Annotated in this window: 21 protein-coding genes and 1 riboswitch; of the genes, 13 read left to right on the forward strand and 8 right to left on the reverse strand. The window is 39.3% G+C overall.

Annotated features, from left to right (window positions below):
• Positions 1 to 45 precede the first annotated feature (45 nt).
• Genes ACIQZI_RS05615 through ACIQZI_RS05625 form a run of 3 tightly spaced genes read left to right on the forward strand, consistent with a single transcriptional unit; the run spans position 46 to position 2,897 of the window.
• Positions 46 to 1,056: an ABC transporter substrate-binding protein gene (locus ACIQZI_RS05615; protein WP_403070355.1), complete on the forward strand. Its 1,011-nt coding sequence runs from the start codon at positions 46 to 48 to the stop codon at positions 1,054 to 1,056.
• Between the two features lie 46 nt (positions 1,057 to 1,102).
• Positions 1,103 to 2,128: an ABC transporter permease gene (locus tag ACIQZI_RS05620; protein ID WP_403070358.1), complete on the forward strand. Its 1,026-nt coding sequence runs from the start codon at positions 1,103 to 1,105 to the stop codon at positions 2,126 to 2,128.
• Entirely contained in the window at positions 2,103 to 2,897 is a 795-nt protein-coding gene (locus ACIQZI_RS05625; RefSeq protein WP_403070361.1) for an ABC transporter ATP-binding protein, read from the forward strand. Before ACIQZI_RS05620 ends, ACIQZI_RS05625 begins: the two co-directional genes overlap by 26 nt.
• Positions 2,898 to 3,066: 169 nt before the next feature.
• On the opposite strand, the gene ACIQZI_RS05630 is transcribed toward ACIQZI_RS05625, so the two are convergent.
• From ACIQZI_RS05630 to tenA, 4 genes are read right to left on the reverse strand one after another with little or no spacing between them, the layout of a single operon-like run.
• Positions 3,067 to 3,837, reverse strand: coding sequence for an energy-coupling factor transporter transmembrane component T family protein (locus ACIQZI_RS05630; RefSeq protein ID WP_403070364.1), 771 nt, complete (start codon positions 3,835 to 3,837; stop codon positions 3,067 to 3,069).
• 12 nt (positions 3,838 to 3,849) lie between these two features.
• Positions 3,850 to 5,310 carry an ABC transporter ATP-binding protein gene (locus ACIQZI_RS05635; RefSeq protein ID WP_403070367.1) on the reverse strand — a complete coding sequence of 487 codons (1,461 nt, stop codon included), beginning with the start codon at positions 5,308 to 5,310 and terminating at the stop codon, positions 3,850 to 3,852.
• Between the two features lie 12 nt (positions 5,311 to 5,322).
• Positions 5,323 to 5,916: an ECF transporter S component gene (locus ACIQZI_RS05640; protein ID WP_157279409.1), complete on the reverse strand. Its 594-nt coding sequence runs from the start codon at positions 5,914 to 5,916 to the stop codon at positions 5,323 to 5,325.
• A gap of 25 nt (positions 5,917 to 5,941) precedes the next feature.
• Positions 5,942 to 6,625: a thiaminase II gene (gene tenA, locus ACIQZI_RS05645; protein ID WP_403070370.1), complete on the reverse strand. Its 684-nt coding sequence runs from the start codon at positions 6,623 to 6,625 to the stop codon at positions 5,942 to 5,944.
• Positions 6,626 to 6,774: 149 nt separating this feature from the next.
• A riboswitch (TPP riboswitch) is annotated at positions 6,775 to 6,929 on the reverse strand.
• Positions 6,930 to 7,604: 675 nt separating this feature from the next.
• On the opposite strand from tenA, the gene ACIQZI_RS05650 reads away from it, so the two are divergent.
• From ACIQZI_RS05650 to ACIQZI_RS05665, 4 genes are read left to right on the forward strand one after another with little or no spacing between them, the layout of a single operon-like run.
• Positions 7,605 to 8,186 carry a carboxymuconolactone decarboxylase family protein gene (locus ACIQZI_RS05650; protein ID WP_403070373.1) on the forward strand — a complete coding sequence of 194 codons (582 nt, stop codon included), beginning with the start codon at positions 7,605 to 7,607 and terminating at the stop codon, positions 8,184 to 8,186.
• Between the two features lie 14 nt (positions 8,187 to 8,200).
• Entirely contained in the window at positions 8,201 to 9,040 is an 840-nt protein-coding gene (locus tag ACIQZI_RS05655) for an ABC transporter permease subunit (protein WP_403070376.1), read from the forward strand.
• Positions 9,015 to 9,728 (forward strand): ATP-binding cassette domain-containing protein, encoded by a 714-nt coding sequence (locus ACIQZI_RS05660; RefSeq protein WP_062178350.1) that lies wholly within the window; start codon positions 9,015 to 9,017, stop codon positions 9,726 to 9,728. Before ACIQZI_RS05655 ends, ACIQZI_RS05660 begins: the two co-directional genes overlap by 26 nt.
• A gap of 24 nt (positions 9,729 to 9,752) precedes the next feature.
• Positions 9,753 to 10,757, forward strand: a complete 1,005-nt coding sequence (locus ACIQZI_RS05665) for an aliphatic sulfonate ABC transporter substrate-binding protein (protein WP_403070379.1) — start codon at positions 9,753 to 9,755, stop codon at positions 10,755 to 10,757.
• A 163-nt stretch (positions 10,758 to 10,920) separates the two neighbouring features.
• Here the strand turns inward: ACIQZI_RS05665 and ACIQZI_RS05670 are convergent, their stop codons facing one another.
• The gene (locus ACIQZI_RS05670; protein ID WP_062178355.1) at positions 10,921 to 11,454 is read right to left on the reverse strand and encodes a MerR family transcriptional regulator; all 534 of its coding nucleotides are present in this window, start codon (positions 11,452 to 11,454) and stop codon (positions 10,921 to 10,923) included.
• 316 nt (positions 11,455 to 11,770) lie between these two features.
• Here ACIQZI_RS05670 and ACIQZI_RS05675 point away from each other — a divergent pair, with 316 nt between their 5' ends.
• On the forward strand, positions 11,771 to 12,952 hold the full coding sequence (locus ACIQZI_RS05675) for an acetyl-CoA C-acetyltransferase (RefSeq protein WP_403070382.1): 1,182 nt from the start codon (positions 11,771 to 11,773) through the stop codon (positions 12,950 to 12,952).
• Positions 12,953 to 13,166: 214 nt separating this feature from the next.
• Positions 13,167 to 13,391 (forward strand): hypothetical protein, encoded by a 225-nt coding sequence (locus ACIQZI_RS05680; protein WP_403070385.1) that lies wholly within the window; start codon positions 13,167 to 13,169, stop codon positions 13,389 to 13,391.
• A 237-nt stretch (positions 13,392 to 13,628) separates the two neighbouring features.
• Here ACIQZI_RS05680 and namA read toward each other — a convergent pair whose 3' ends face one another.
• Both namA and proC read right to left on the reverse strand, forming a co-directional pair.
• Positions 13,629 to 14,645 (reverse strand): NADPH dehydrogenase NamA, encoded by a 1,017-nt coding sequence (gene namA / locus ACIQZI_RS05685; RefSeq protein ID WP_403070388.1) that lies wholly within the window; start codon positions 14,643 to 14,645, stop codon positions 13,629 to 13,631.
• A gap of 76 nt (positions 14,646 to 14,721) precedes the next feature.
• Entirely contained in the window at positions 14,722 to 15,573 is an 852-nt protein-coding gene (gene proC / locus ACIQZI_RS05690) for a pyrroline-5-carboxylate reductase (protein WP_403070391.1), read from the reverse strand.
• An 812-nt stretch (positions 15,574 to 16,385) separates the two neighbouring features.
• Here proC and ACIQZI_RS05695 point away from each other — a divergent pair.
• On the forward strand, positions 16,386 to 17,351 hold the full coding sequence (locus ACIQZI_RS05695; protein WP_403070394.1) for an MBL fold metallo-hydrolase: 966 nt from the start codon (positions 16,386 to 16,388) through the stop codon (positions 17,349 to 17,351).
• A 15-nt stretch (positions 17,352 to 17,366) separates the two neighbouring features.
• Positions 17,367 to 18,158 (forward strand): SDR family NAD(P)-dependent oxidoreductase, encoded by a 792-nt coding sequence (locus ACIQZI_RS05700; protein WP_403070397.1) that lies wholly within the window; start codon positions 17,367 to 17,369, stop codon positions 18,156 to 18,158.
• Positions 18,159 to 18,186: 28 nt separating this feature from the next.
• Here ACIQZI_RS05700 and ACIQZI_RS05705 read toward each other — a convergent pair whose 3' ends face one another.
• Positions 18,187 to 18,531: a phage holin family protein gene (locus ACIQZI_RS05705; protein ID WP_403070400.1), complete on the reverse strand. Its 345-nt coding sequence runs from the start codon at positions 18,529 to 18,531 to the stop codon at positions 18,187 to 18,189.
• 582 nt (positions 18,532 to 19,113) lie between these two features.
• Here ACIQZI_RS05705 and ACIQZI_RS05710 point away from each other — a divergent pair.
• Entirely contained in the window at positions 19,114 to 20,004 is an 891-nt protein-coding gene (locus ACIQZI_RS05710; RefSeq protein WP_403070403.1) for a nitrilase-related carbon-nitrogen hydrolase, read from the forward strand.
• Positions 20,005 to 20,114: 110 nt separating this feature from the next.
• A complete protein-coding gene (locus tag ACIQZI_RS05715; protein WP_403070406.1) occupies positions 20,115 to 21,488 on the forward strand; it encodes an NAD(P)-dependent oxidoreductase in 1,374 nt (457 codons plus the stop codon).
• Positions 21,489 to 21,493 lie beyond the last annotated feature (5 nt).

A 21,493-nucleotide genomic window follows, 5' to 3' on the forward strand; every position in this document is an offset into this window, starting at 1 on the left:
TTCAACAAAGCATAAAAGCAATAAAGGAAATAGGGGGATATATTTATGAGAAACACATGGTTTAAAACAGCAGCGACCGCTTTAGCGGCAAGTGTATTGTTAGTAGGGTGTGGAAGTGATACTAGCAGTTCTGGCGATTCTGGAGAAACGTCTAAGGAAAAAACCTATCAAATTGGTGTGTCTCAATTTGTGCAGCATGCTTCACTTGATGAAGCTTATAAAGGGTTTCAGGAAGCATTGAAAGATAAAGGAATCAATGCAAAATATGACCCACAAAATGCGCAGGGAGATCAAAATAACACATTAACGATTTCGCAAAATTTCGTAGGCAAAAATGTAGATTTGATATTTGCTAATTCTACGCCAAGTGCTATGGGAGCATTAACTGCAACAAAGGACAGTAACAAGGACATCCCAATTGTCTTTACTTCTGTAACTGACCCAGTAGCAGCTGAACTAGTTGAATCTCTTGAAGCACCTGGAGGAAACATTACAGGAACAACAGATGCGCATCCTGATGCGATTGCTAATTCTGTGAAGTTTATGGCAGAAGAGCTTGGTGCGAAAACGATTGGAACAGTCTATAATTCCGGAGAACAAAATTCAATCGTTCAGATTAATATGTTAAAGGCGGAAGCAGACAAACATGGAGTTAAAGTAGTTGAAGCATCAGCTGCGACGTCTGCTGATGTGAAGCAAGCCACTGAATCACTCGTTGGCAAAGCAGATGCCTTCTTTATCATAACAGATAACACGGTTGTAGCAGCGCTTGAATCGGTTATTATGGTTGCTAATGAAAAAGATATTCCGCTGTTTGTTGGAGAATTGGATTCTGTTGGACGCGGTGGATTTGCGGCATATGGTTTCAGTTACCACGATATCGGGTATGAAGCAGGGGAAATGGCTGCAGACATTCTATTAAACGGAAAAAAACCTTCCGAGCTTCCGGTTCAATATCCGCAAAATCTTAAACTTGTCATAAATGAAAAGGCAGCGAAGGAAATGGGAGTCGAATTGAAGGAAGAATGGAAATCAGAAGCTGAATTTATTAAATAAAAATTAAAAACATCTAAGTATAAGCTTCTAAGAAAGGGATGAAAGGATGCCTACAGCAATCTTTAGTTCATTTGAATCGGGACTGATTTATGCAATCATGGCTCTCGGCGTATATTTGACATTTCGGATTCTTGATTTTCCAGATTTAACAGTTGATGGTAGCTTTGTAACGGGAGCAGCTGTCACGGCAATTATGCTTGTAAATGGCTACTCACCAATTATCTCAACGGTAGCAGCCATACTAGCAGGTTTTGCAGCTGGTTCGATTACAGGACTCTTGCATACAAAGGGGAAAATCAATCCGCTACTTTCTGGGATCTTGATGATGATTGCCTTATACTCGATTAATTTACGAATTATGGGCAAATCTAATATTCCGTTATTTTCGGAATCAACGATCATTACGAGTGTTAAGGAAATTTGGGCAAAAACAGGATTGGATGCCTTCTTCAATAAAGGAATGGAACTGCTAGGACTTGGAAATTCTGTTCCGAGCACATGGGCGATTATATTTATTATGCTCGTCATTTCACTAGTCATAAAATTTGTCTTATCGCTATTCTTAAAAACAGAAATTGGGCTTGCTATCCGCGCTACTGGTGATAACCAATCGATGGTGAAAAGCTTTTCCACCAATACTGATAACATGAAAGTGCTTGGACTTGCAATTAGTAATGCACTAGTCGCTTTCTCTGGTTCTCTCATCGCCCAATACAATGGCTTTAGCGATATTGGCATGGGGATTGGCATGATTGTCATTGGCCTTGCTTCTGTTATTATCGGTGAAGCGATCTTTGGAGCAAAAACGATTGCACGAGCTACGCTTGCTGTGATTGGCGGTGCGATTGTATACCGACTTGTCGTTGCACTCGCGCTTCAAGTTCAATTCTTACAAACAGGGGATGTAAAATTAATCACCGCAGCGATTGTCATCGGTGCCTTAATCATTCCGCAGTTAAAGGATAAGCAGAAAGAAAAAAGCATGAAGAAGAAACGCTTGAAAGAACTGCAATTGCAGCAAACATTGGTGAAGGGGGCAAAAGAGGTTGCTACAGCTAAATCAGATATATAAAGTGTTTAACCAAGGAACTCCAGATGAAAAGCTAGCGCTAAAATCTCTCGAGCTTACCCTTGCAAAAGGTGAATTTGTGACCGTCATTGGTAGCAATGGTGCCGGTAAGTCGACACTAATGAATATGATTTCCGGAAAGCTGATCCCTGATGCAGGTTCAGTGATCATAGATGGTAAAGATGTTTCGCCGGTTGATGAGTATGTGCGAAGCAAAATGATTGGTCGTGTTTTCCAAGACCCGATGGCTGGAACTGCGCCACATATGACGATTGAAGAAAACTTGGCAATCGCTTATGGCAGAACGAATAAAAGAGGTTTGCGATTTGGCGTCACGAAAAGTCGTCGCAGCTTTTATAAAGAAAAGCTCGAGACGCTACACCTCGGATTGGAAAACCGGATGAATGCGAAAGTAGGTATGCTTTCAGGCGGTGAACGGCAGGCATTGTCACTATTGATGGCGACCTTCACGAATCCGAAAATACTGCTTCTTGATGAACATACAGCAGCACTCGATCCATCACGTGCCGACCTTGTTACTAACCTAACAAAGGAGATTGTTAGTCAAAACAATCTAACGACATTAATGGTTACGCATAATATGCAACAAGCCCTTGATCTTGGTACTTCCTTAATTATGATGGATAAAGGTCAAATTATCTTTGAAGCAAGAGGCGAAGAAAAACAAAAGTTAACCGTAGAGAAGCTTCTTCATGAATTCCAACGAATCAAAGGTGAAAAAATGCTGAATGATCGAGCGGTATTGATTTAAAAAAGGAAAATGTTATTATGATGAATATAGAAGCAGTGAGATATTTTTGAAATCTCACTGCTTTTTTTATGGAGATGTGGGTCGAATATCTTAAGTCGATGTATGTATGCGATCTATAAGTTCAACCATTCAACATCCTTTAAAAAAGATCGTTGGTATATCAAAAACATCAAATCCCCTTAACCGCTCCATAATACCCTGCCAAAAGTAAGATGACAAAATATAAAATGAATACAAGATCATGCTTAGAAAAACCGATTTCGTAATAATACGTTCGGTTCTTCGTATCGGAAAAACGCTTTGCTTCCATGGCCACAGCGATCCGGTGTGCACGTCGGATACTCCCTGATAACATCGGGATGGCATAAGCTTTCATTTTAAAAAAAACGGATTGTATCCCTGTTTGTCTGATCACTCCTCGCACTCTCATAGCATTTTGGATCGTTTGAAATTCGTCCAGCATGATCGGAACTAATCTCAAGGCGGCCATAAAGCTATAAGCATATTTAGGGTTGAGTTTGACTTGTTGCATTAAAGAATAGAACAGATAGACGGGTCTCGTAGTTAAGGCAAAGGTTAGTCCTAGTACTGCAAATAGTAATGCACGAAAACCAACAAGAAGTCCTCTAAAAAAGCTTTCTTCGGTAATATGAATAAGCCCCCACTTAAACCAAGTGGTGTTTCCTTGTCCAAATAAAATCATCGAAGAAGAAGTCGATAAAAATACAACAAAAAAAGGAATGAAAAGTAATGAAATTCGTTTGAGCGGCTGTCCTGTAAAACACAAGAATAAAATCAAGACGATAACCGTAAAGTTCATCATAAATAGTAAATCATGAACTGATAACACAACGATACACAACATCATTAATACGAATAACTTAAGGCTAGGATTAATCCGATGTAGCCATGTTTCTTTACTTGAAAAATCTAATTGCATGATGTTCCTCCATTACACGGATACTAATTCAGTCTTCATATTCATACTTTGTATTTCATCGCTGATCACTTTCCCAGCATCGATTGTCCAAATTCTTGTTGCAAAGTTGTTTGTAATCTGTTCATCATGGGTAATCATGATAATCGTCGTACCTTCTTGTCTGAGTTCTTCCATCCATTCCAATAATGCAAAGGTGTTTTTGGAATCTTGGCCAAAAGTAGGTTCGTCTAAAAGAATTAGCTTTTGTTCCTTTACAATCGATGCAGCTACACTTAAACGACGTTTTTGCCCCATCGATAACTGATATGGGTGTTTATTACGATGGTCTACTAGCCAGAACCGTTCTAGAAGTTCTTCGACTTTACCTTCTATTTCTCGGGTATCCTTTTTGTCTATCTTTAATGAGTAGGCGATATCTTCATAGACTGAATTTGCGACAAATTGAAATTCGGGATTTTGAAACACAAATGTCACGAGATCCGCATGTTTTTTTCCTTTTTTTATCGGGCTTCCTACTAATTCACAATGTCCTGTTGTTTTGATAAATTGCATGAAAGCATGTAAAAGAGTGCTTTTGCCGGCTCCATTTTCTCCTTTTATAACAATCCATTCACCTGAATAAGCTTGCAAATGATCTACCCGGATTTTTTCTTCCTTTTGCCTAAATCCTTTAAAGCTTTGCACATCTAATACTTTCTCCTTTTTTTCAAAGGGCGTCCTCGAACGTAAGAGGGAGGTAGTTTCTAGATACTCTTCCCAAATACCTGGAAACCAGATTCCTTGTTCCCTCATTTCATTTTGATACGTTGATAAGATTTCTTCTTTTGGTCCATCGGCTATAATCTGTCCTTCTTCATTAAAAAGAATGATTCGTTCAATGAATTCTAGGACATGATCAATTTTATGTTCTACAATAATCAATGTTTTTTCTTGGCCGACTTCTTTTAATACATTCCAAATCTCTTTCGTTCCTTTAGGGTCAAGCATCGCTGTTGGTTCATCTAAAAATAATACGTCTGGTTTTAGGGCCAAGATCGATGCTATAGCTAAGCGTTGTTTCATACCTCCAGATAGTGTTTGAATGTTAGTATGAATATCTGGTAGAGATAAGCCGACCTGCTGTAAGTGATGATGGATTCGCTCAATCATTTGTTGTTTTGGAACGTTCATATTTTCAAGAACGAATGCAATTTCTTCATCAACAAAAGGCATGCAAAACTGACTATCAGGATCTTGAAAAACATACCCCCATGAAGAGGGACATAAAAGTGCCTCAGCTTTCATGGGAACGTCAATCGAATGAGGAATTAAGCCACTTAAAACTTGTAAAAGCGTCGATTTTCCACAACCTGATGGCCCGAGAAGGAGAACTTTTTCCCCTTTGTAAAAGGTAGAAGATAAGTCCTTAAATAATAAGGACGCATCTCCAGGGAATTTCAATCGTAACTTTTCAACATGTGCAATTCGTTCCATAGTTATCCACCCTTACTTTTGATCCAGTTCAGCATAATCTTTACTTGATGCTGGACGCACAAGATTTGTTACGCCTGTCGCTTCTAAAACTCTCACTAAATAGTAAGCAAACACACCTGCAAAGAGAATAGACCCGAGAAATCTAGCAAACATAAATAATGTTAAATTCCAAGCAGCAAGATCACCGATTTCTCCATAGGCGAAATCCATTAGGACCGATCCTAAGCATGCAGCGATAGCCGACAATATCGCTACGGAAATATGAAATCGTTTATATTTGAAAGCCATAAAGACAAGCTCTGCAAACAAACCTTGGACAACGCCATACAGAAGCACGGTTAGCCCCCATGGGGAACCTAAAAGAAATTCACCGGACGCCGCTGCAATTTCAGCAAGCAATGCAACACCTGGTTTACGGATGATAAAAAAGGCAACATTAGCCGCAATAAACCACATGCCATACATAAATTGGTCGGCATGTAAGCCGATTGGTTTTAGAGCATAATATACGGAACCCCAAAGAATATAGACAATGCCAAATGCAATGGCAATTACAATCGTCACTAATATGTCTGTCAATTTTAATCCTTTTGTCATGTTATGAATCTCCTTATTTAGAATTGGCTAATTATTATACTTCTAGTACTTCTTTTTGAACCGGCCACGTTTCTAACTGATACGCCATTTCCCAAAAAGAGTATTCATATTGACTACTAAGGATGAAATGCTCTTTCATTCGTAGTTTATCGTCCTCAGTCACTTTGTTAGCAATCTCATCGATTCTCTTAATCTGTTCGTCTACCAATGTCCGGAACCAATCGCCGCCATATGCAGCAATCCATTCTTGATAAATCGGTTCTTCTGGTGTACAACCTTTTAGTCTTTCACCAATTTCATAATATAACCAGTAACATGGCAGGATTGCCGCAATTACGTCACCTAAATGTCCTGAATAGGCAGCACGATACATATGTGACGTATATGCATAAGCAGTAGGTGCAGGTTTAAAATTCTTCTTTTCCTCTTCAGTAATGCCTAATCGTTTAGAGAAATTGTCATGGAGCGATAGCTCAGCTTCATACGTTCCTTGTGCATGGCTGGCAAGTCGACTCGTTGTGTATAAATCTGTTGCTTTTACTGCCCCTAAAGCTTGTACTCTAGCAAAGTGAGATAAATAATAAGCATCTTGCATCACATAGTAGCGAAAACAGGCGAGTGGGAGTGTCCCATCTCCAATACCTGTAACAAACGGGTGGTGAAAGCTTGCTTCCCAGATGTGATCAACTTCTTTACGAATTTCCTTTGAAAATGTCATGTGATTTGCCCTCCATTTTTTCTATTAGTAGTAAGTGAGACACAGATAGATATATGAAATTGCCCAGTATCTTCTTTTAAAAAATAAAAAACCACTTCCTTTTTAGCATAAGAAAGTGGTTTTGATTGGTTACAAAATAGGTGTCCTCAGTATAGACGCCCCCACTTCCCTACGCTGGTATAATCCAGATCAGGTTCTAAGGGTCTTAAAGTCTCACTTTAATCTCAGCCTTTTCAGTCATAAGAAGCTTCCAATATCTTTTTAAGCTTCATTTCCCATTCAAGAGGCACCCCTAGTGGTAAAAATTGTTTATTTAATTGTCATTTGTCTAAATAGTACCATGAAATTTTTGATTGTCAATCTTTTATGAAAAATAGGAATGTTTGATGATTACCGAAACATTGCAGATTGATATGCAAATAAGCTTTGACAGAATGGAGGGGGTAGGCGATCCATACTGAAAGTTCACATTTGATTCATTTTTGGCTTTTTTTATTTGGGGAAAATCGCCGCTATGGAAACCTCGAATAATTCTGGAGACGATAACCATTTTGGAAGGGACTAGTTTTATGATGAAAAATGAGACAAATTTCTTCAAGAGGTTTTGATGTTTAGTGTGAGTAGTCTACCCCCTCTATGACCAGAGATAACAGCTCTCCATATAGCTTGTTTGGCTTAGGCGATCCTTTTGGTTATGTATTCTAGCCCAGTTTGCGATACCAATAAATGAGGTCTTTTTTGCATATTTTGAGCATTTTGTTAAGGAACAAAATTAATGAATAATTGAATTAACCAACAGGATCAAGTATTCGCTTACTTATTAAGGAAAGCCTGAAATCAAGAAAAGTCTTGAATATTCAAAAAATAACTGATATATTATTAAAAAGTAAACTACCTGGATAACTCGGAAAAATCATTATCATAACCAAGTAAAATGATAAGAATTATAAGTATTTAATTAGGAATTTGGGAGGCTATCATGTCAGAGTATCAGCAAGTAAGTAAAAATTTAGGAGAAGCTCTTAAGAAAGCTACGCAGCCATTTAGAAAGTATCGAAATTTTGCAGATGAAGTTTGGTCTGAAGGAGCCATTGATACTAAAACAAAAGAGATTTTAGCAGTAGCGGTTACTCATGTTACAAAGTGTAGCTACTGTGTTGACTTTCACACAAAGCGAGCAAAGAAGGCTGGTGCCAAGGTAGAAGAGCTTATTGAAGCTGCGGTACTTTCTGCTTCGATTCAATCGAATCCCGCACTAATGGAGGATGAAACATTACGTGTCTCGAATCTCGAAGATTTCCCTTTATCTGCTCGCTCGTTCTTCATCTACCCAACTAGCGAAGAAGGCTTCTATTTGACTCAGAAAACAAAGGTTTTGATAGGGTTAGCTGTTAGTTATGCTTTAAAAAATAATGAATGGATATCAACATTTTTACAGATAGTACCAGATCTTTCAATTTCCGAAGATGAAATAAAAGAAACCAGTATGGTTGCGTCAGCTCTGCTAGCGGGAGCAACCATCAGGCATATTGATGATATCATAAATGCCTTTGAAAATTGATTGGAGGCATTTATATGTTGAAAGGAACGAATAATACATTTGTTAACCACATTCTTCCATGGTTAGTCCCCGTTATCTTTATTGGGATATGGCAAGTGCTGGGGCAAGTAGGGTTCATTTCTCGAAATTTCTTACCTACCCCTTTGAGTGTAGTGGAAGGGGCGATTCGACTTGGGGAATCTGGAGAGTTATTTGATTACATATTTGTAAGTACAGGACGAGCATTATTAGGTTTCTTGATCGGAGGCATTATTGGTTTTGTATTTGGATTAATCAATGGAACCTTTTTTATCTTTGAAAAATTATTTGATACGTCCATTCAGATGATACGCACGATCCCTCATTTGGCACTTATTCCACTAGTCATTATTTGGTATGGGATTGGCGAGGAGGCAAAAATATTCTTGGTTGCACTTGGTGTTGCCTTTCCAATCTATCTAAATACGTTCCACGGAATTAAAAATGTAGATAAAGGCTTACTCGAAATGGGAAAGGTGTACCGTTTGAAACCATTCCAACTTTTTACAAACATAATGTTACCAGGAGCACTACCTTCAATTTTAGTGGGAGTAAGATACGCCCTGGGAATCATGTGGATGTCCTTAATTGTTGCAGAGACAATCGGTTCAGACTCGGGGATTGGTTATATGGCTACATCAGCCAGAGAATTTGTTCAAATGGATATTGTTATTTTAAGTATCGTTTTATATGCACTTTTAGGTAAATTATCTGATTTCCTGGCAACGCTCCTGGAACGTCGATGGTTGCAATGGCATCCCAATTTTTTTAAGAATAAGAAACAATCAAAACAGAAACTTAAAGGAGAGCATAGAAGTGTCGGGAGTAGAAATTAACATCAAACAACTGGATAAGAGTTTTGGGACTTTACAAGTCCTGCACAATATTGACTTCCATGTCAAATCAGGTGAATTCGTAGCGATTGTTGGGAAAAGTGGCTGTGGTAAAAGTACGTTGCTTAGAACGTTAGCTGGTCTTGAAAATATTACTGCTGGAGAAATTACTTTTAATGATAGGGTCGTAAAAGGTGTTCAGGAAACAACAAGAATGATGTTTCAGGATGCGAGACTTTTACCTTGGAAAGATGTGATAACCAATGTCAAGGTGGGGACTCCGAATCGTGATAAAGCGGAGGAAGCGTTGAATAACGTAGGGTTATCTGATAAAAGAAATGATTGGCCAGCTGTTTTATCGGGTGGACAAAAGCAGCGGGTATCACTTGCAAGAGCGTTAGCAGGCGATCCTGAACTCATTTTATTTGATGAACCACTAGGAGCATTAGATGCATTAACACGTATTGAGATGCAGGAATTAATTGAAAAACTATGGACGAATCAACGTTTCACTTCAATCTTAGTCACTCATGATGTAAGTGAGGCTGTCATTCTTGCAGACAGGGTTGTCTTGATAGAGGATGGCGGAATCGCGCTTGATGTGAAAATTGATTTACCAAGACCTAGGAAAAAGGACATGAAGTTTACTGAATATGAAAATATGATTCTAGAAAAAATTATGCACAAATAAAAGGAAATACGGGGGCGTTGAGAGTTGAAAAAGGTAATATATTCACTTATAACACTAGTAAGTATCGTGTTTTTAGCTGCTTGTAGTTCAACTAGCAATACAGATAAGGCTAATGGAGATTTGGAAAAAGAAAACGGAAATAAAACCGTAACAATCGGTTATCAAAAAGGAAATACCCTAAATATTTTAAAGGCTAGAGGAAACCTTGACGAGCGCTTGAAAGAGGAAGGCTATAAGGTTGAATGGAAAGTTTTCGCTATAGGAACAGCTTTACTGGAGGCTTTAAATGCAGGGCATATAGACTTTGGTCATGCATCTGACGCGAATAGTGTTTTCTCTCAAGCAGGAGGCAAGCCAATTGAATACGCTGCATCAGAAACCCCTTACCCAAAGGGAGTTGCATTAGTAACGAAAACAGATTCCGGCATAGAAACAGTAAGTGACTTAAAAGGAAAGAAAGTAGCAGTTACTAAGGGCGGAAACATGCACTATTTATTATTAAAAGCCCTTGAAAAAGAAGGAATGAAAGAAAGTGACGTGGAAGTTGTTTTCTATGCGGATGCATCTGAAGGTTCAGCAGCATTCAGCTCAGATAAAATTGATGTTCTGGGAACATGGGATCCTTATCTTTCGATTGTTGAAGATATCTTTGAAACTAGGACCATTGTGAACGGTGAAGGGTTGACGGAAAATCGCACTTTTTATTTCGGGTCGAATGAAATATTGAAAAACAATCCAGAGGTCGTCAAAATCGTTTTAGAAGAACTTGAGAATTCGGACCAATGGGCGAATGAAAATAAAGAAGAAGTAGCTAAAATTTTGGCAAAAGAACTAAATTTAGATGTAGAGCCCTTAATTGTTGCGAACGAAAGAAGGGATTTTGGGGTATTACAAGTGGATGATGAAGCGGTGAAGGTTCAGCAAGATTTGGCGAATTCGTTCTTTTCTATCGGATTATTCCCGAATGAAGTTGATATTTCAGAAGCAGTAGAACCCAACCCCACTTGGCTTCCAACGAATCTAAAGTAAAAAATACCACATTTACTAGTTTCTCATTTGTAGTGGATTAAAAATAATTTAGTCGTGATCTATGATGCGATCCATAAATAAACAGTGCAATTTCACGAATTGCACTGTATTTTTTGTTTTTATGACTTTGTCTCGAGAGCACGAGATTCTGCTGGGAGCTTGATTAGCCAAATAAAAGTTGGAAAATATGCCGCCGTTTTTGCTTTTTGGGTGCTTTTTTTCCGTCAAAGACAAGTGGATTACTAGATAAAGACATCCCTTTTTCATTGTTTTTTCCAGTCTCAAGCACTTCAATCCGTTTAGCCATGCTTTCAATCTGTTTGTTTAGATCTTCAATTTCTCTACGATGTTGAAGGAGTTGGTAAGATGCTACGCTATCGGCTTTATCATCGAGTCGTCTTTCTAACTCCTGAACGGTTGTCAGAAGTTTTTCTATGACAATCTGATTTTCAGGAGATTGAACAGTTGGCTTGACTGCTCCTTTTCTACTCTTTTTCTCCCCCAGTTCAACTTGCTGGAGAACAAATCCAGCGTTTAATTGCTGCTGGATTTGTTTCAATTGCTGTATGTTTTCGTCCGTAAATAAGTAGTGACCATGTGAATTACGCTCAATCTCCATATTGCATGCTGTGACCCAACGCTGTACCGTACTTTGAGAAATTCCTAATTCATTAGCTACTGACCCTGAATTTTTCATTAAAAATCCCTCCTAATGACTATACAATTCTTCCTCTTTCCTTGATTTCCTTTCTCTCTGACAAAACAAGTTTAGATTCGGCAAAGAAAGTGGATTTGCCCCTTATTTTTTGGCAGATGTCGATTTTACTTTGAAGAATTCAACTCTCCTATGAATGAGGAAATCTATATAAAGTGTGAGAAGAGGAAATTTTGAGAAATAAAAACACTTTGAATTATAGAGGTTGTTCAGAAAAATCTAGACTTAAAAAACTAAACGGTTATAATTCTACTATATATTGAATATTCTGATACCTGGTTAAGGAGGAGGTAGAGGCATGAGTGATGTGTATGTAATAGAAGGGGCTCGAACGGCATTTACGAGTTTTGGAGGATCCTTTGCTCAAGTTTCGGCAGCTGATTTAGGGGCAGCGACAGCACGGGAAGCTTTAAGAAGAGCAAACATACCGCCAACAGATGTAGATCATGTTATTTATGGGAATGTTATTCATTCCTATACGAATGCATCCTATTTGGCGAGACATATCGGCTTAAAGGCGGATGTGCCTTATGAGGTTCCCGCATACGCTGTGAATCGTTTATGTGGTTCAGGTGCACAGGCGATTGTATCTGCTGCACAGCATATTTTATTAGGTGAGGCTCAAATCGTGCTTGCTGGTGGTGCGGAGAATATGTCAATGTCACCTTTTGCGAATTTCAACGCGCGTTTTGGTGGCTCGAAATATGGGACGCTTGTTTTTGACGATATGTTGCAAAGTACATTAACGGATGAGTATGCAGGCAGCGGAATGGGCATGACAGCGGAAAAATTGGCATCCATCTACTCGATTTCCCGAGAAGAACAAGATTCGTTCGCTTTGTTAAGTCAACAACGTGCAGCCAAAGCGAGAGACACTGGTGTTTTTGCGAAAGAAATTGTTTCTGTTGAAGTTCCACACCGGAAAGGCACCAAGTCTATTTCCGTGGATGAACATATAAAAGGGGATGTAACAGCAGAGAAATTGGCGTCATTAAAACCTTCATTTAAAACAGATGGAACCGTGACACCAGGAAATGCGAGTGGGATTAATGACGGTGCAGCTTCTGTTATTGTTGCAAGTAAAAGAGCTGTGGACGAAAGAGGTGTACAACCACTCGCACGAATTGTGTCATGGGGAGTGGCTGGTGTAGACCCTTCAATTATGGGAATTGGCCCCGCTCCAGCAATCCGTCAAGCATTGGATAAGGTTGGATTGACGATTGCTGACATGGATGTAGTCGAAATAAATGAAGCATTTGCTGCGCAATATTTATCAGTTGAGAAGGAGCTAGGGCTTGACCGTGATAAAACGAATGTCCATGGTGGTGCGATTGCACTAGGTCATCCAGTCGGTGCTAGTGGAACGCGAATCCTATTATCACTAGCGTACGAGCTCAAACGACGGGGTGAACGTTTTGGAATCGCAAGCCTTTGTATTGGTGGTGGACAAGGAATCGCTGTTGCTTTAGAAAACGTCTAAAGGTTGTATCATGAAAGCTCAAGTATCTAGAAACTAAAAAGGGGATTTTCCCCATTTGAAAGAAACGAAAGTGAGGTTGGAAACGGGGCCGCCTTTAAGAGTAAGTCTATTTTAAAGGCTTTTTTTCTAAAAGATTGTGGCTAAACAAATAATTGAATGTATAATATTAACAACAAAATAGAATGCTGTTTAAATAGTTTTAGGAGGTGCATAGATGAAATTAAAGAGTTTTATTGTTACCTTCTTATCGCTTGTATTAACGACAGTTGTACTTTTCTTAATTGGTCATTTGTTTTCCATCCCTTGGTTAATGTTTCATCTCGAGTATATAGATAACGCAAATGGCTTCATCATTTCAACTGGCTCATTCGTTCCTTTAATAATAGGTTTGGTTGTAAGTTTTTTTGCAGAAAAGATTTATGTTTATAAATACCGGTAAAAACTTGGTTGATCATACCAAGTTTTTTTAGGCTCTTATTTTTGCAATGGTTGTAAAATTACTTGATGGCAAGAACCAGGGAGCATCCCCTAACAATGAATTCTTGTTTTTAGATAAAGTAGATTAAATCTAGGAAATCATAAACAAGCAAGAAATATGTAAAGGAAACGACCTCTCATATTTCTTGCTTGGCTTATTCTAGCCTGTTGTTAAGAACAAGACGCTTGTGTTGCTGTTTTACCAGCCTCTCTCATACTGTGCGGGTGGTGTGATTTCAGCGTTCAATTCTTGTGCGGCTGTTCGTGGCCAGTATGGGTTTCTGAGCAGCTCACGTGCAAGAAAAATTAAGTCTGCGCGGTCATTTTGCAGGATTTCCTCTGCATGAATGCTAGAAGTGATTAAGCCGACTGCGCCTGTCGCAATCTCTGCACTGTGTTTAATGGTTTCACTGAAAGAAACCTGGTAGCCTGGAAATATATGAATGCGGGCAGGTGCTACTGCGCCAGAGCTTACGTCGATTAAATCGACGCCATCTTCCTTCATCCATTTTACAATTTCGATATACTGCTCGGGAGTCATGCCGCCTTCTAAATAGTCATTGGCTGAGATTCGGATGAATAATGGTCCATCCCAAACTTCTTTTACAGCAGTAATTGTTTCTTTTACAATCCGATAACGATTTTCGGCAGAGCCGCCGTATTCGTCCGTTCGTTTGTTACTGATCGGTGATAGAAATTGATTGAGCAAATAGCCGTGGGCGCCGTGAAGCTCAATCACTTCAAAGCCTGCTTTCTTGGCGCGTTCTGCTCCTTTTTGAAAAGCAACAACCGTTTCTTGAATATTTTCTTTGGTCATTTCTTTTGGAGTTTGATAACGATCATTAAACGCAATGGCTGAAGGCGCGATAATTTCTTCTTTAAGTTCAGCTTTACGACCGGCATGAGCGATTTGTATCCCGGTTTTCGCTCCTTGTTCTTTTATGAGTGAAACAAGTTTCGATAGTCCTGATACATGCTCATCACTCCAAATACCAAGATCATTCGGAGAGATTCTTCCTTGTTCTGTCACGGCTGTAGCTTCAACGATAATTAAGCCTACACCTCCGACTGCACGGCTTGTATAGTGGGTCTTATGCCAGTTTTGCACAATTCCATCTTCATCAGGACAGGAATACATGCACATTGGCGACATCACAATTCTGTTTTTTAAGGTAGTATTCTTAATTGTATAAGGTGAAAATAGTTTAGCACTCATTTTGTTCAACTCCTTGGATTAAGTTATCGCTAGTATATCAACTTCATTTTGATTCTGCCAAAAATTTGATTATCCGTTAGAAATTAAAACTGGAAATCTCCTTTTTTATTTCTTTAGAGATTTCATCACCCATCCGTTTTGCTTGTTCGGTTGCTTCTTCAATACAAGCGATAAAAGCATTCTGGACATGAAAGTTTTCTAATACTTTAAGTCCGGCTTCTGTCGTACCTCCAGGTGAGGTTACTTCTTTACGGAGCGTTGTTGGTGTTTTGGGTGATTGATTCAGCATTTCTGCTGCTCCTTGAATGGTTTGGATAATCAACTGTTTGGCTGTGACAGGATCAAGGCCGATTTCTTGGGCAGATTTCTCCATTGCTTCCACTACGTAGTAAATATAGGCAGGGCCACTGCCTGAAAGACCAGTTACCGCGTCTAATTTGTTTTCCTCGACAACGGACACAGTGCCAATGGATTTGAATAGTTCAATGGCTATTTGAAGCTGTGCGTTTCCTGCTAGTGAATTAGCGGAAAGAGCAGTAGCCGATAAGCCGACAGCAGCCGAGGTGTTTGGCATGGCCCGGACAATCGCCATTTTCGTTTCAATAATTTCTTCAAGGCTTGCTAGATTAACACCTGCGGCTACGGAAATGAGCAGCATATTTTCAGTTAAATAGGGGCGGGCGGCTGTTAACGCAGCAAGTACGTCTTTAGGCTTCACTGCAAGAAGTACTACATCTGCATCAGTTAGAGCAGCTTCAAGAGATGTGTGACCATGTACCCCATATTGTTGTTTTACATAAGCTAACCGTTCTTGATTTGATTTATTTGCTACTTTAATTTGTGTAGGATTGACTCCGCCTCTTGCAATCATGCCTGATATAATCGCTTCTGCCATTGAACCGATGCCGATACATGTGATTTTGTTCATTTCATTCGCTCCTTTTTTTGAATAAATAAAAAAGCCTTTCATCCAATAAAGGACGAAAGACATAACTTCCGTGGTACCACCTTCGTTCATCTTTCTTTTTGAAAGATGCAGCTCACAGTCCGTTATCGCCGGACGGACGTCAGGTTTACCTGATGGCTCATAAGGGAGGTTCGATAAACAGCGGGTGGTGAAGCCTTGCAGCCTGATGAGCCTCACTCTCTTGCACCATATTTTATGTACTGGTCTTATTCATCGCCTACTATTTACATATTGGGATGTGCATGGAATTTAGCTGTTCTGTATTCCTTTACTAGGTTACAGTCCCAGTACTAATTATCCCGTATTAACGGGTAGTAATACCTCCACCTCAATGCTTAGAAGAATCGAAGAAGCGTAGGTGAGGGTAAACTGCTCGTAAAAGCCTGATTGGTGAGATACAGCGAAACTTACCGATGCGTGAGCAGAGGTTTAGTTGAGGCCCACAGGATGCGGGAACGTCTGAGTTCGTTGATCCTTAGTTCGTACTGTCGATTGATCGAAGCGTTTGCTGCGATCTTAGCGACAGTAAAACGGGACTAACAATCAGTGGGGATGAAGACAACCCCACTGATTGAAGTTTCACTTTATAAATTATGATGGAAGTCTCAATCTATTGTCAATAGACATGACGATAATTTTATGAATTATTATGTGAAAATAATGACAATTATATAGACGAGATGTAAAATATAGACGATATCTTAATTAAAAAACGATTCGCATTGAAATTTTACATATAATTTTTTATTTTTAATAGTAAAGGTGGAATCCATATGACAAGATTAGATGAGAAAATTGAAAAACTATCGATTCCGACTCCTTATTCTGTTGGCGATGTAAATGTTTATGTAATAAAAGGGGATGCGCTTACACTTGTAGATACAGGACCGAGAACTCGTGAGGGAAAAGAAGTTTTAGAAAAAAGACTTCGTGATTTAGGGCACTTGATAAGTGATTTTGATCAAATCGTGCTCACTCATCATCACCCTGATCATGCTGGTGGCATTGATTTTTTTCCTGAACAGGCAACAGTGTTTGGACATGCTTGCAATCAAAGATGGCTTGAATTGACAGAAGAATTCAAAGAGACACTTGACTTTTTTTACTTGAATATTGGAAAGGAACTAGGTGTATCCGAAGAGATGATCACTTCGATGAACAATTATGGCGGTTCGGGAAGGTATATTAGTAAGCGTACGGTGCAATCATTTTTGCAAGAAGGAGATGAAATCCCTGGTCTTTCTGGCTTTCGCGTTATTGAAACACCTGGGCATGCCCAAAGTCACATTTCGCTTTACCGGGAAAGTGATGGGGTGATGATTGGCGGGGATCATCTGCTGGACAAAATCTCACCAAATCCTATCTTGGAACCACCGATTTCACCTAATGAAAGCCGTCCGGAGCCATTAAATCAATACAATAACTCTCTTAGGAAGTGGCTCGAGCTCCCCATTTCACTCACCTATTCAGGACATGGTAGGGATATTTCCGATACGCATGCGTTGATCAACCATAATTTAGCTCGACAGCATGGGCGTGCTATGCAAGTCAAACGAATGATCGAAGCTAAGCCGCAAACGGGGTTTGAGATTTGTAAACAGCTTTTTCCGAGAGTATATCGCAGAGAGCTTGGCTTAACGATTTCTGAAACAGTCGGTCAACTTGACTATTTAGAGGCTTTAGGAGAAATTAAAAAGGAAAATCAATTCGGGACATCTATATATTTAGTAAATAAGTGAATCGAGGAGTAGACAATGAGTAGATTACTTAATAAATGCGTAGTCATTACAGGTGCTTCAGGTGGGATTGGCAAAGAAGTTGCGAGGAAGGCGGCAGAGCAGGGAGCACGTGTCGTTCTGCTTGCACGAAATACGGATAAATTAGAGAAGCTAAGGAATGAGCTAAACAGCCAGTATGGAGATGTGGCATATTCGTATACCTTAGACGTTTCAGATATGAAAAAGATTGTTGAAGTATTTACAGAGATTTATGCACACGTTGGAGAAATCGATGTTCTCGTGAATAATGCAGGGTATGGCACTTTTAAAGAAGTCGATGAAACAGATACTGACGAAATTCAAGCCATGTTCCGAGTAAATGTAATCGGCTTGATGGCTTGTACGAAAATGGTCGTTTCTGCGATGAAAAGGCGGAAATCCGGTCATATCATCAATGTTGCTTCCATGGCAGGAAAGATTGCAACGCCAAAGTCTACTCTATATTCTTCAACTAAATTTGCAGTGATTGGTTATTCCAATGCGTTGCGTCTGGAAGTAATGCGTGATGGAATTCATGTGACAACCGTTAATCCAGGACCGATTGCAACAAACTTCTTTGACATTGCCGATGAAAGCGGAACATATGTGAAGAATATCGAAAAATTTATCCTACAGCCAGAATACGTGGCGGATAAAATCGTGTCAGCGATGCTTACGAAAAAACGCGAGATCAATTTACCGCGCTTCATGAATGCGATTAGTAAGATTCATACACTTTTTCCTAATACGGTAGAAACGCTTGGGAAAAATGCTTTTTTTAAAAAGTAATGGTTGAAAGAAGATAAGACCAGTTTGACTATTCACTGGTCTTATCTTTTTTATTCACTTCATTTTTAGGTACAAATCCTCCTTTATATGGGTCCCATTGTTTCCCGGATTTCTTTTCATTAATTCCGTAGAGTGTATTATGGATTAAATCCCGAAATACCACCGCTGCACCTGTTACAAGAATTCCTTGTACAACAGACGTGATCGCAAATCCATAATAAAGCAGACAAGACATTATGGCAAAACTAACCTGAATCCAAGCATAGCTCCATGCTGGAATAAATGGTGTTTGACGCAAAAATAGTCCAATAAAATACAAGACGGGAATCAAAATCAATGCGTCATTCCGAATATAGATCGTTAAAAAATCCATCTAGCACTCTTCCCTTTCGTATGCTTCTTCTTTTCATTTACTTCATGCGTTAGATCTCCCCTTCAAGCACTGATTGAAGTTTCAATTTATTACAATTTATGTATTTCTGTACAACCATGATCTAGTCTTATATGTATAAAACGAAAGAAAATTTTCCCCCACAGGGTCAGTCCTTTAAAAATGTCGATGAAATCAAGGCGTGTTAAGTGAATGTAGCTTGGGACATATGACAAAAGATCCCCACTAGTATCCTAATATCGCTCATGCAGGAATTGAGATGTATGATTAAGTATTTTATGAAAAAAGTCATACTTCCATCAGTGGGGTATTACAGCCTGTTAAACCGGGGGAAAGTTTCTTTCAGTGGTATATATGGGGATATTTCTTTCCATGCTCTTGTATGTTACATAATGAATGACTAACAGATTACCTGATTGAACAAAATGCATAATGCCAACACATTTAGATAGATCGTGATCTGCTAATTTAGCTATCTTTTTTGAAAGCGTTTTCTTAGGGTGTGGAAAAATCATTCATATATTTATAGTGTACATGCATAACATATTTGAGGAGGGGTTACTTATGGCAGATAACGTGAAAATTGGTCTTATTCAAGCTTCGAATGATATGGATGGAAACCAACCTGTAGAGGTTCACAAGCAGCAAGCAATTGAAAAGCATATAAAGCTTGTCAGGGAAGCAAAAGAAAAGGGTGCACAAATCATCTGTTTACAAGAGATTTTTTATGGTCCCTATTTTTGTTCAGAGCAAAATACGAAATGGTATGATGCAGCGGAAGAAATTCCGAACGGTCCAACGACAAAACTTTTTCAGGATTTAGCAGCAGAATTACATGTAGTTATTGTTTTACCAATCTATGAGAGGGAAGGGATTGCAACATACTATAATACCGCAGCCGTCATAGATGCAGATGGAGCTTATTTAGGGAAATATCGAAAACAACATATCCCGCATGTAGGAGTTGGAAACGAAGGCTATGGGTTCTGGGAAAAGTTCTATTTTAAACCAGGGAACTTGGGCTATCCGGTGTTTGACACTGCGTTTGCAAAAGTAGGAGTTTATATTTGCTATGACCGTCATTTTCCAGAAGGTGCGAGAATACTAGGATTAAAAGGAGCTGAAGTTGTGTTAAATCCATCTGCGACAGTAGCTGGACTTTCCGAATATTTATGGAAGCTTGAACAACCTGCACATGCTGTAGCGAATGGCTATTATCTTGGTGCCATTAATAGAGTAGGAACAGAAGGGCCATGGAATATGGGGGAATTTTACGGACAATCTTATCTTGTTGATCCAAGAGGGAACTTTGTCGCAATGGGAAGTCGCGACTGTGATGAAGTAATAATTGGAGAAATGAATAAACAAATGATACGAGAAGTTCGTGATACATGGCAATTTTACCGAGATCGAAGACCGGAAACGTATCAAGAAATGTCCGAGTTATTACCATAATAAATGAATTTTCAAATGGGAGCTTTACATCATATGGGTAGTAAAACCCTTTCTATTATAAGGGTGAAAAAGTAGGTAGTAAGGATCTTCTCTAAAGGGAGGTTGTTATTGTGAGTAACGTAAATCAAGTAAGAATTTCAGTTGAAAATTTAAGTAGGAATTTTCAAGAAGTTCATCCTGGGTTAACGAAACAGGAAGCAATGGAAGAATCGAATCGTTGTCTCTATTGTTACGATGCTCCGTGCATTACTGCTTGCCCAACAGGAATTGATATCCCGACATTCATTAAAAAAATTGCATCAGGGAATGTGTTAGGGTCGGCCAAAACGATTATGACGGCGAACCCGATTGGGGCAAGCTGTGCTCGTGTATGTCCGACTGAAGAATTATGTGAAGGTGCTTGTGTACTAAACCATTCCACAAAACCAATCATGATTGGCAACTTACAGCGCTATGCAACAGACTGGGCGATACAAAATGAGCAGATTTTGTTCCAACCAGGTAAGAAGAACGGTAAAACAGTCGCCATTATTGGTGGAGGTCCAGCTGGCTTGGCTAGTGCCCGGGAACTTGGACGATTAGGCTATGACGTTACTATTTTTGAAGCAGAAGAAAAAGCGGGTGGATTAAACACGTATGGCATTGTTTCATTCAGGCTCCCTAAAGAAATCTCTTATTGGGAAGTAAAGCAAGTAGAAAGCTTACAGGTGAGAATTCGTACAAATACGCGAGTAGGTAAAGATATATCAGTAGAAGCAATCCTTGAAAACTATGACATTGTTGTTCTAGCAATTGGCATGTCTAGTGTTCCAGATATAGGGGTTAGCGGGGAAGATTTAGCTGGTGTGTATGATGCGATTGAATTTGTAAAAGAAACGAAAACAAAACCTATTTCCAACCAGTTTCTCAAAAAACGAGTCGCTGTGATCGGAGCAGGCAATACAGCGATTGATGGAGCCACTTGTTCCGTTCGTCTTGGTGCTGCAAATGTAAAAGTTTTATACAGACGGACAATCGAAGAAATGACAGCTTACGAGTTTGAATATGAATTTGCGAAACAAGATGGTGTTGAATTTAGATGGCTTACTGCTCCAAAACGGATCATTGGCGACGGGCAGGGGCATGTAAAGGAAATCGAATGTATCAAGATGGAATTAGGTGAGCCTGGAGAAGATGGTCGCCGCCGTCCAGTTCCAATTGAAGGTTCTGAATTCACACTTGAAGTCGATGCGGTTATCAAAGCAATTGGACAATCAAGATATGTAGACCTAATTGAGGAATTTGCGTTAGAGCATAATGGCGGAGTTATCAAAATTGATCACAACACCTTTCAGACATCTAATGAGAAGGTGTTTGCATGTGGCGATGTGATTTTTGGAAAAGGGCAGGGCGAAGCAATGGTTGTATCAGCTGCGCAGCAAGGAAAAGAAACAGCCCATGCCATTCATAAATCATTGTTTCATTCTGTTACAGAAACATCATAATCCAA

Source organism: Peribacillus sp. NPDC096379 (assembly GCF_044762875.1).
In the GTDB taxonomy this organism is placed as follows: Bacteria; Bacillota; Bacilli; order Bacillales; family DSM-1321; genus Peribacillus.

Bases quoted from the DNA above. Each gene is read 5' to 3' on its own strand.
- ACIQZI_RS05615 (WP_403070355.1), top strand. From the start codon at position 46: ATGAGAAACACATGGTTTAAAACAGCAGCGACCGCTTTAGCGGCAAGT.
- ACIQZI_RS05620 (WP_403070358.1), top strand. From the start codon at position 1,103: ATGCCTACAGCAATCTTTAGTTCATTTGAATCGGGACTGATTTATGCA.
- ACIQZI_RS05630 (WP_403070364.1), bottom strand. From the start codon at position 3,837: ATGCAATTAGATTTTTCAAGTAAAGAAACATGGCTACATCGGATTAAT.
- ACIQZI_RS05635 (WP_403070367.1), bottom strand. From the start codon at position 5,310: ATGGAACGAATTGCACATGTTGAAAAGTTACGATTGAAATTCCCTGGA.
- tenA (WP_403070370.1), bottom strand. From the start codon at position 6,625: ATGACATTTTCAAAGGAAATTCGTAAAGAAGTTGATCACATCTGGGAA.
- ACIQZI_RS05650 (WP_403070373.1), top strand. From the start codon at position 7,605: ATGTCAGAGTATCAGCAAGTAAGTAAAAATTTAGGAGAAGCTCTTAAG.
- ACIQZI_RS05655 (WP_403070376.1), top strand. From the start codon at position 8,201: ATGTTGAAAGGAACGAATAATACATTTGTTAACCACATTCTTCCATGG.
- ACIQZI_RS05670 (WP_062178355.1), bottom strand. From the start codon at position 11,454: ATGAAAAATTCAGGGTCAGTAGCTAATGAATTAGGAATTTCTCAAAGT.
- ACIQZI_RS05675 (WP_403070382.1), top strand. From the start codon at position 11,771: ATGAGTGATGTGTATGTAATAGAAGGGGCTCGAACGGCATTTACGAGT.
- ACIQZI_RS05680 (WP_403070385.1), top strand. From the start codon at position 13,167: ATGAAATTAAAGAGTTTTATTGTTACCTTCTTATCGCTTGTATTAACG.
- namA (WP_403070388.1), bottom strand. From the start codon at position 14,645: ATGAGTGCTAAACTATTTTCACCTTATACAATTAAGAATACTACCTTA.
- proC (WP_403070391.1), bottom strand. From the start codon at position 15,573: ATGAACAAAATCACATGTATCGGCATCGGTTCAATGGCAGAAGCGATT.
- ACIQZI_RS05695 (WP_403070394.1), top strand. From the start codon at position 16,386: ATGACAAGATTAGATGAGAAAATTGAAAAACTATCGATTCCGACTCCT.
- ACIQZI_RS05700 (WP_403070397.1), top strand. From the start codon at position 17,367: ATGAGTAGATTACTTAATAAATGCGTAGTCATTACAGGTGCTTCAGGT.
- ACIQZI_RS05705 (WP_403070400.1), bottom strand. From the start codon at position 18,531: ATGGATTTTTTAACGATCTATATTCGGAATGACGCATTGATTTTGATT.
- ACIQZI_RS05710 (WP_403070403.1), top strand. From the start codon at position 19,114: ATGGCAGATAACGTGAAAATTGGTCTTATTCAAGCTTCGAATGATATG.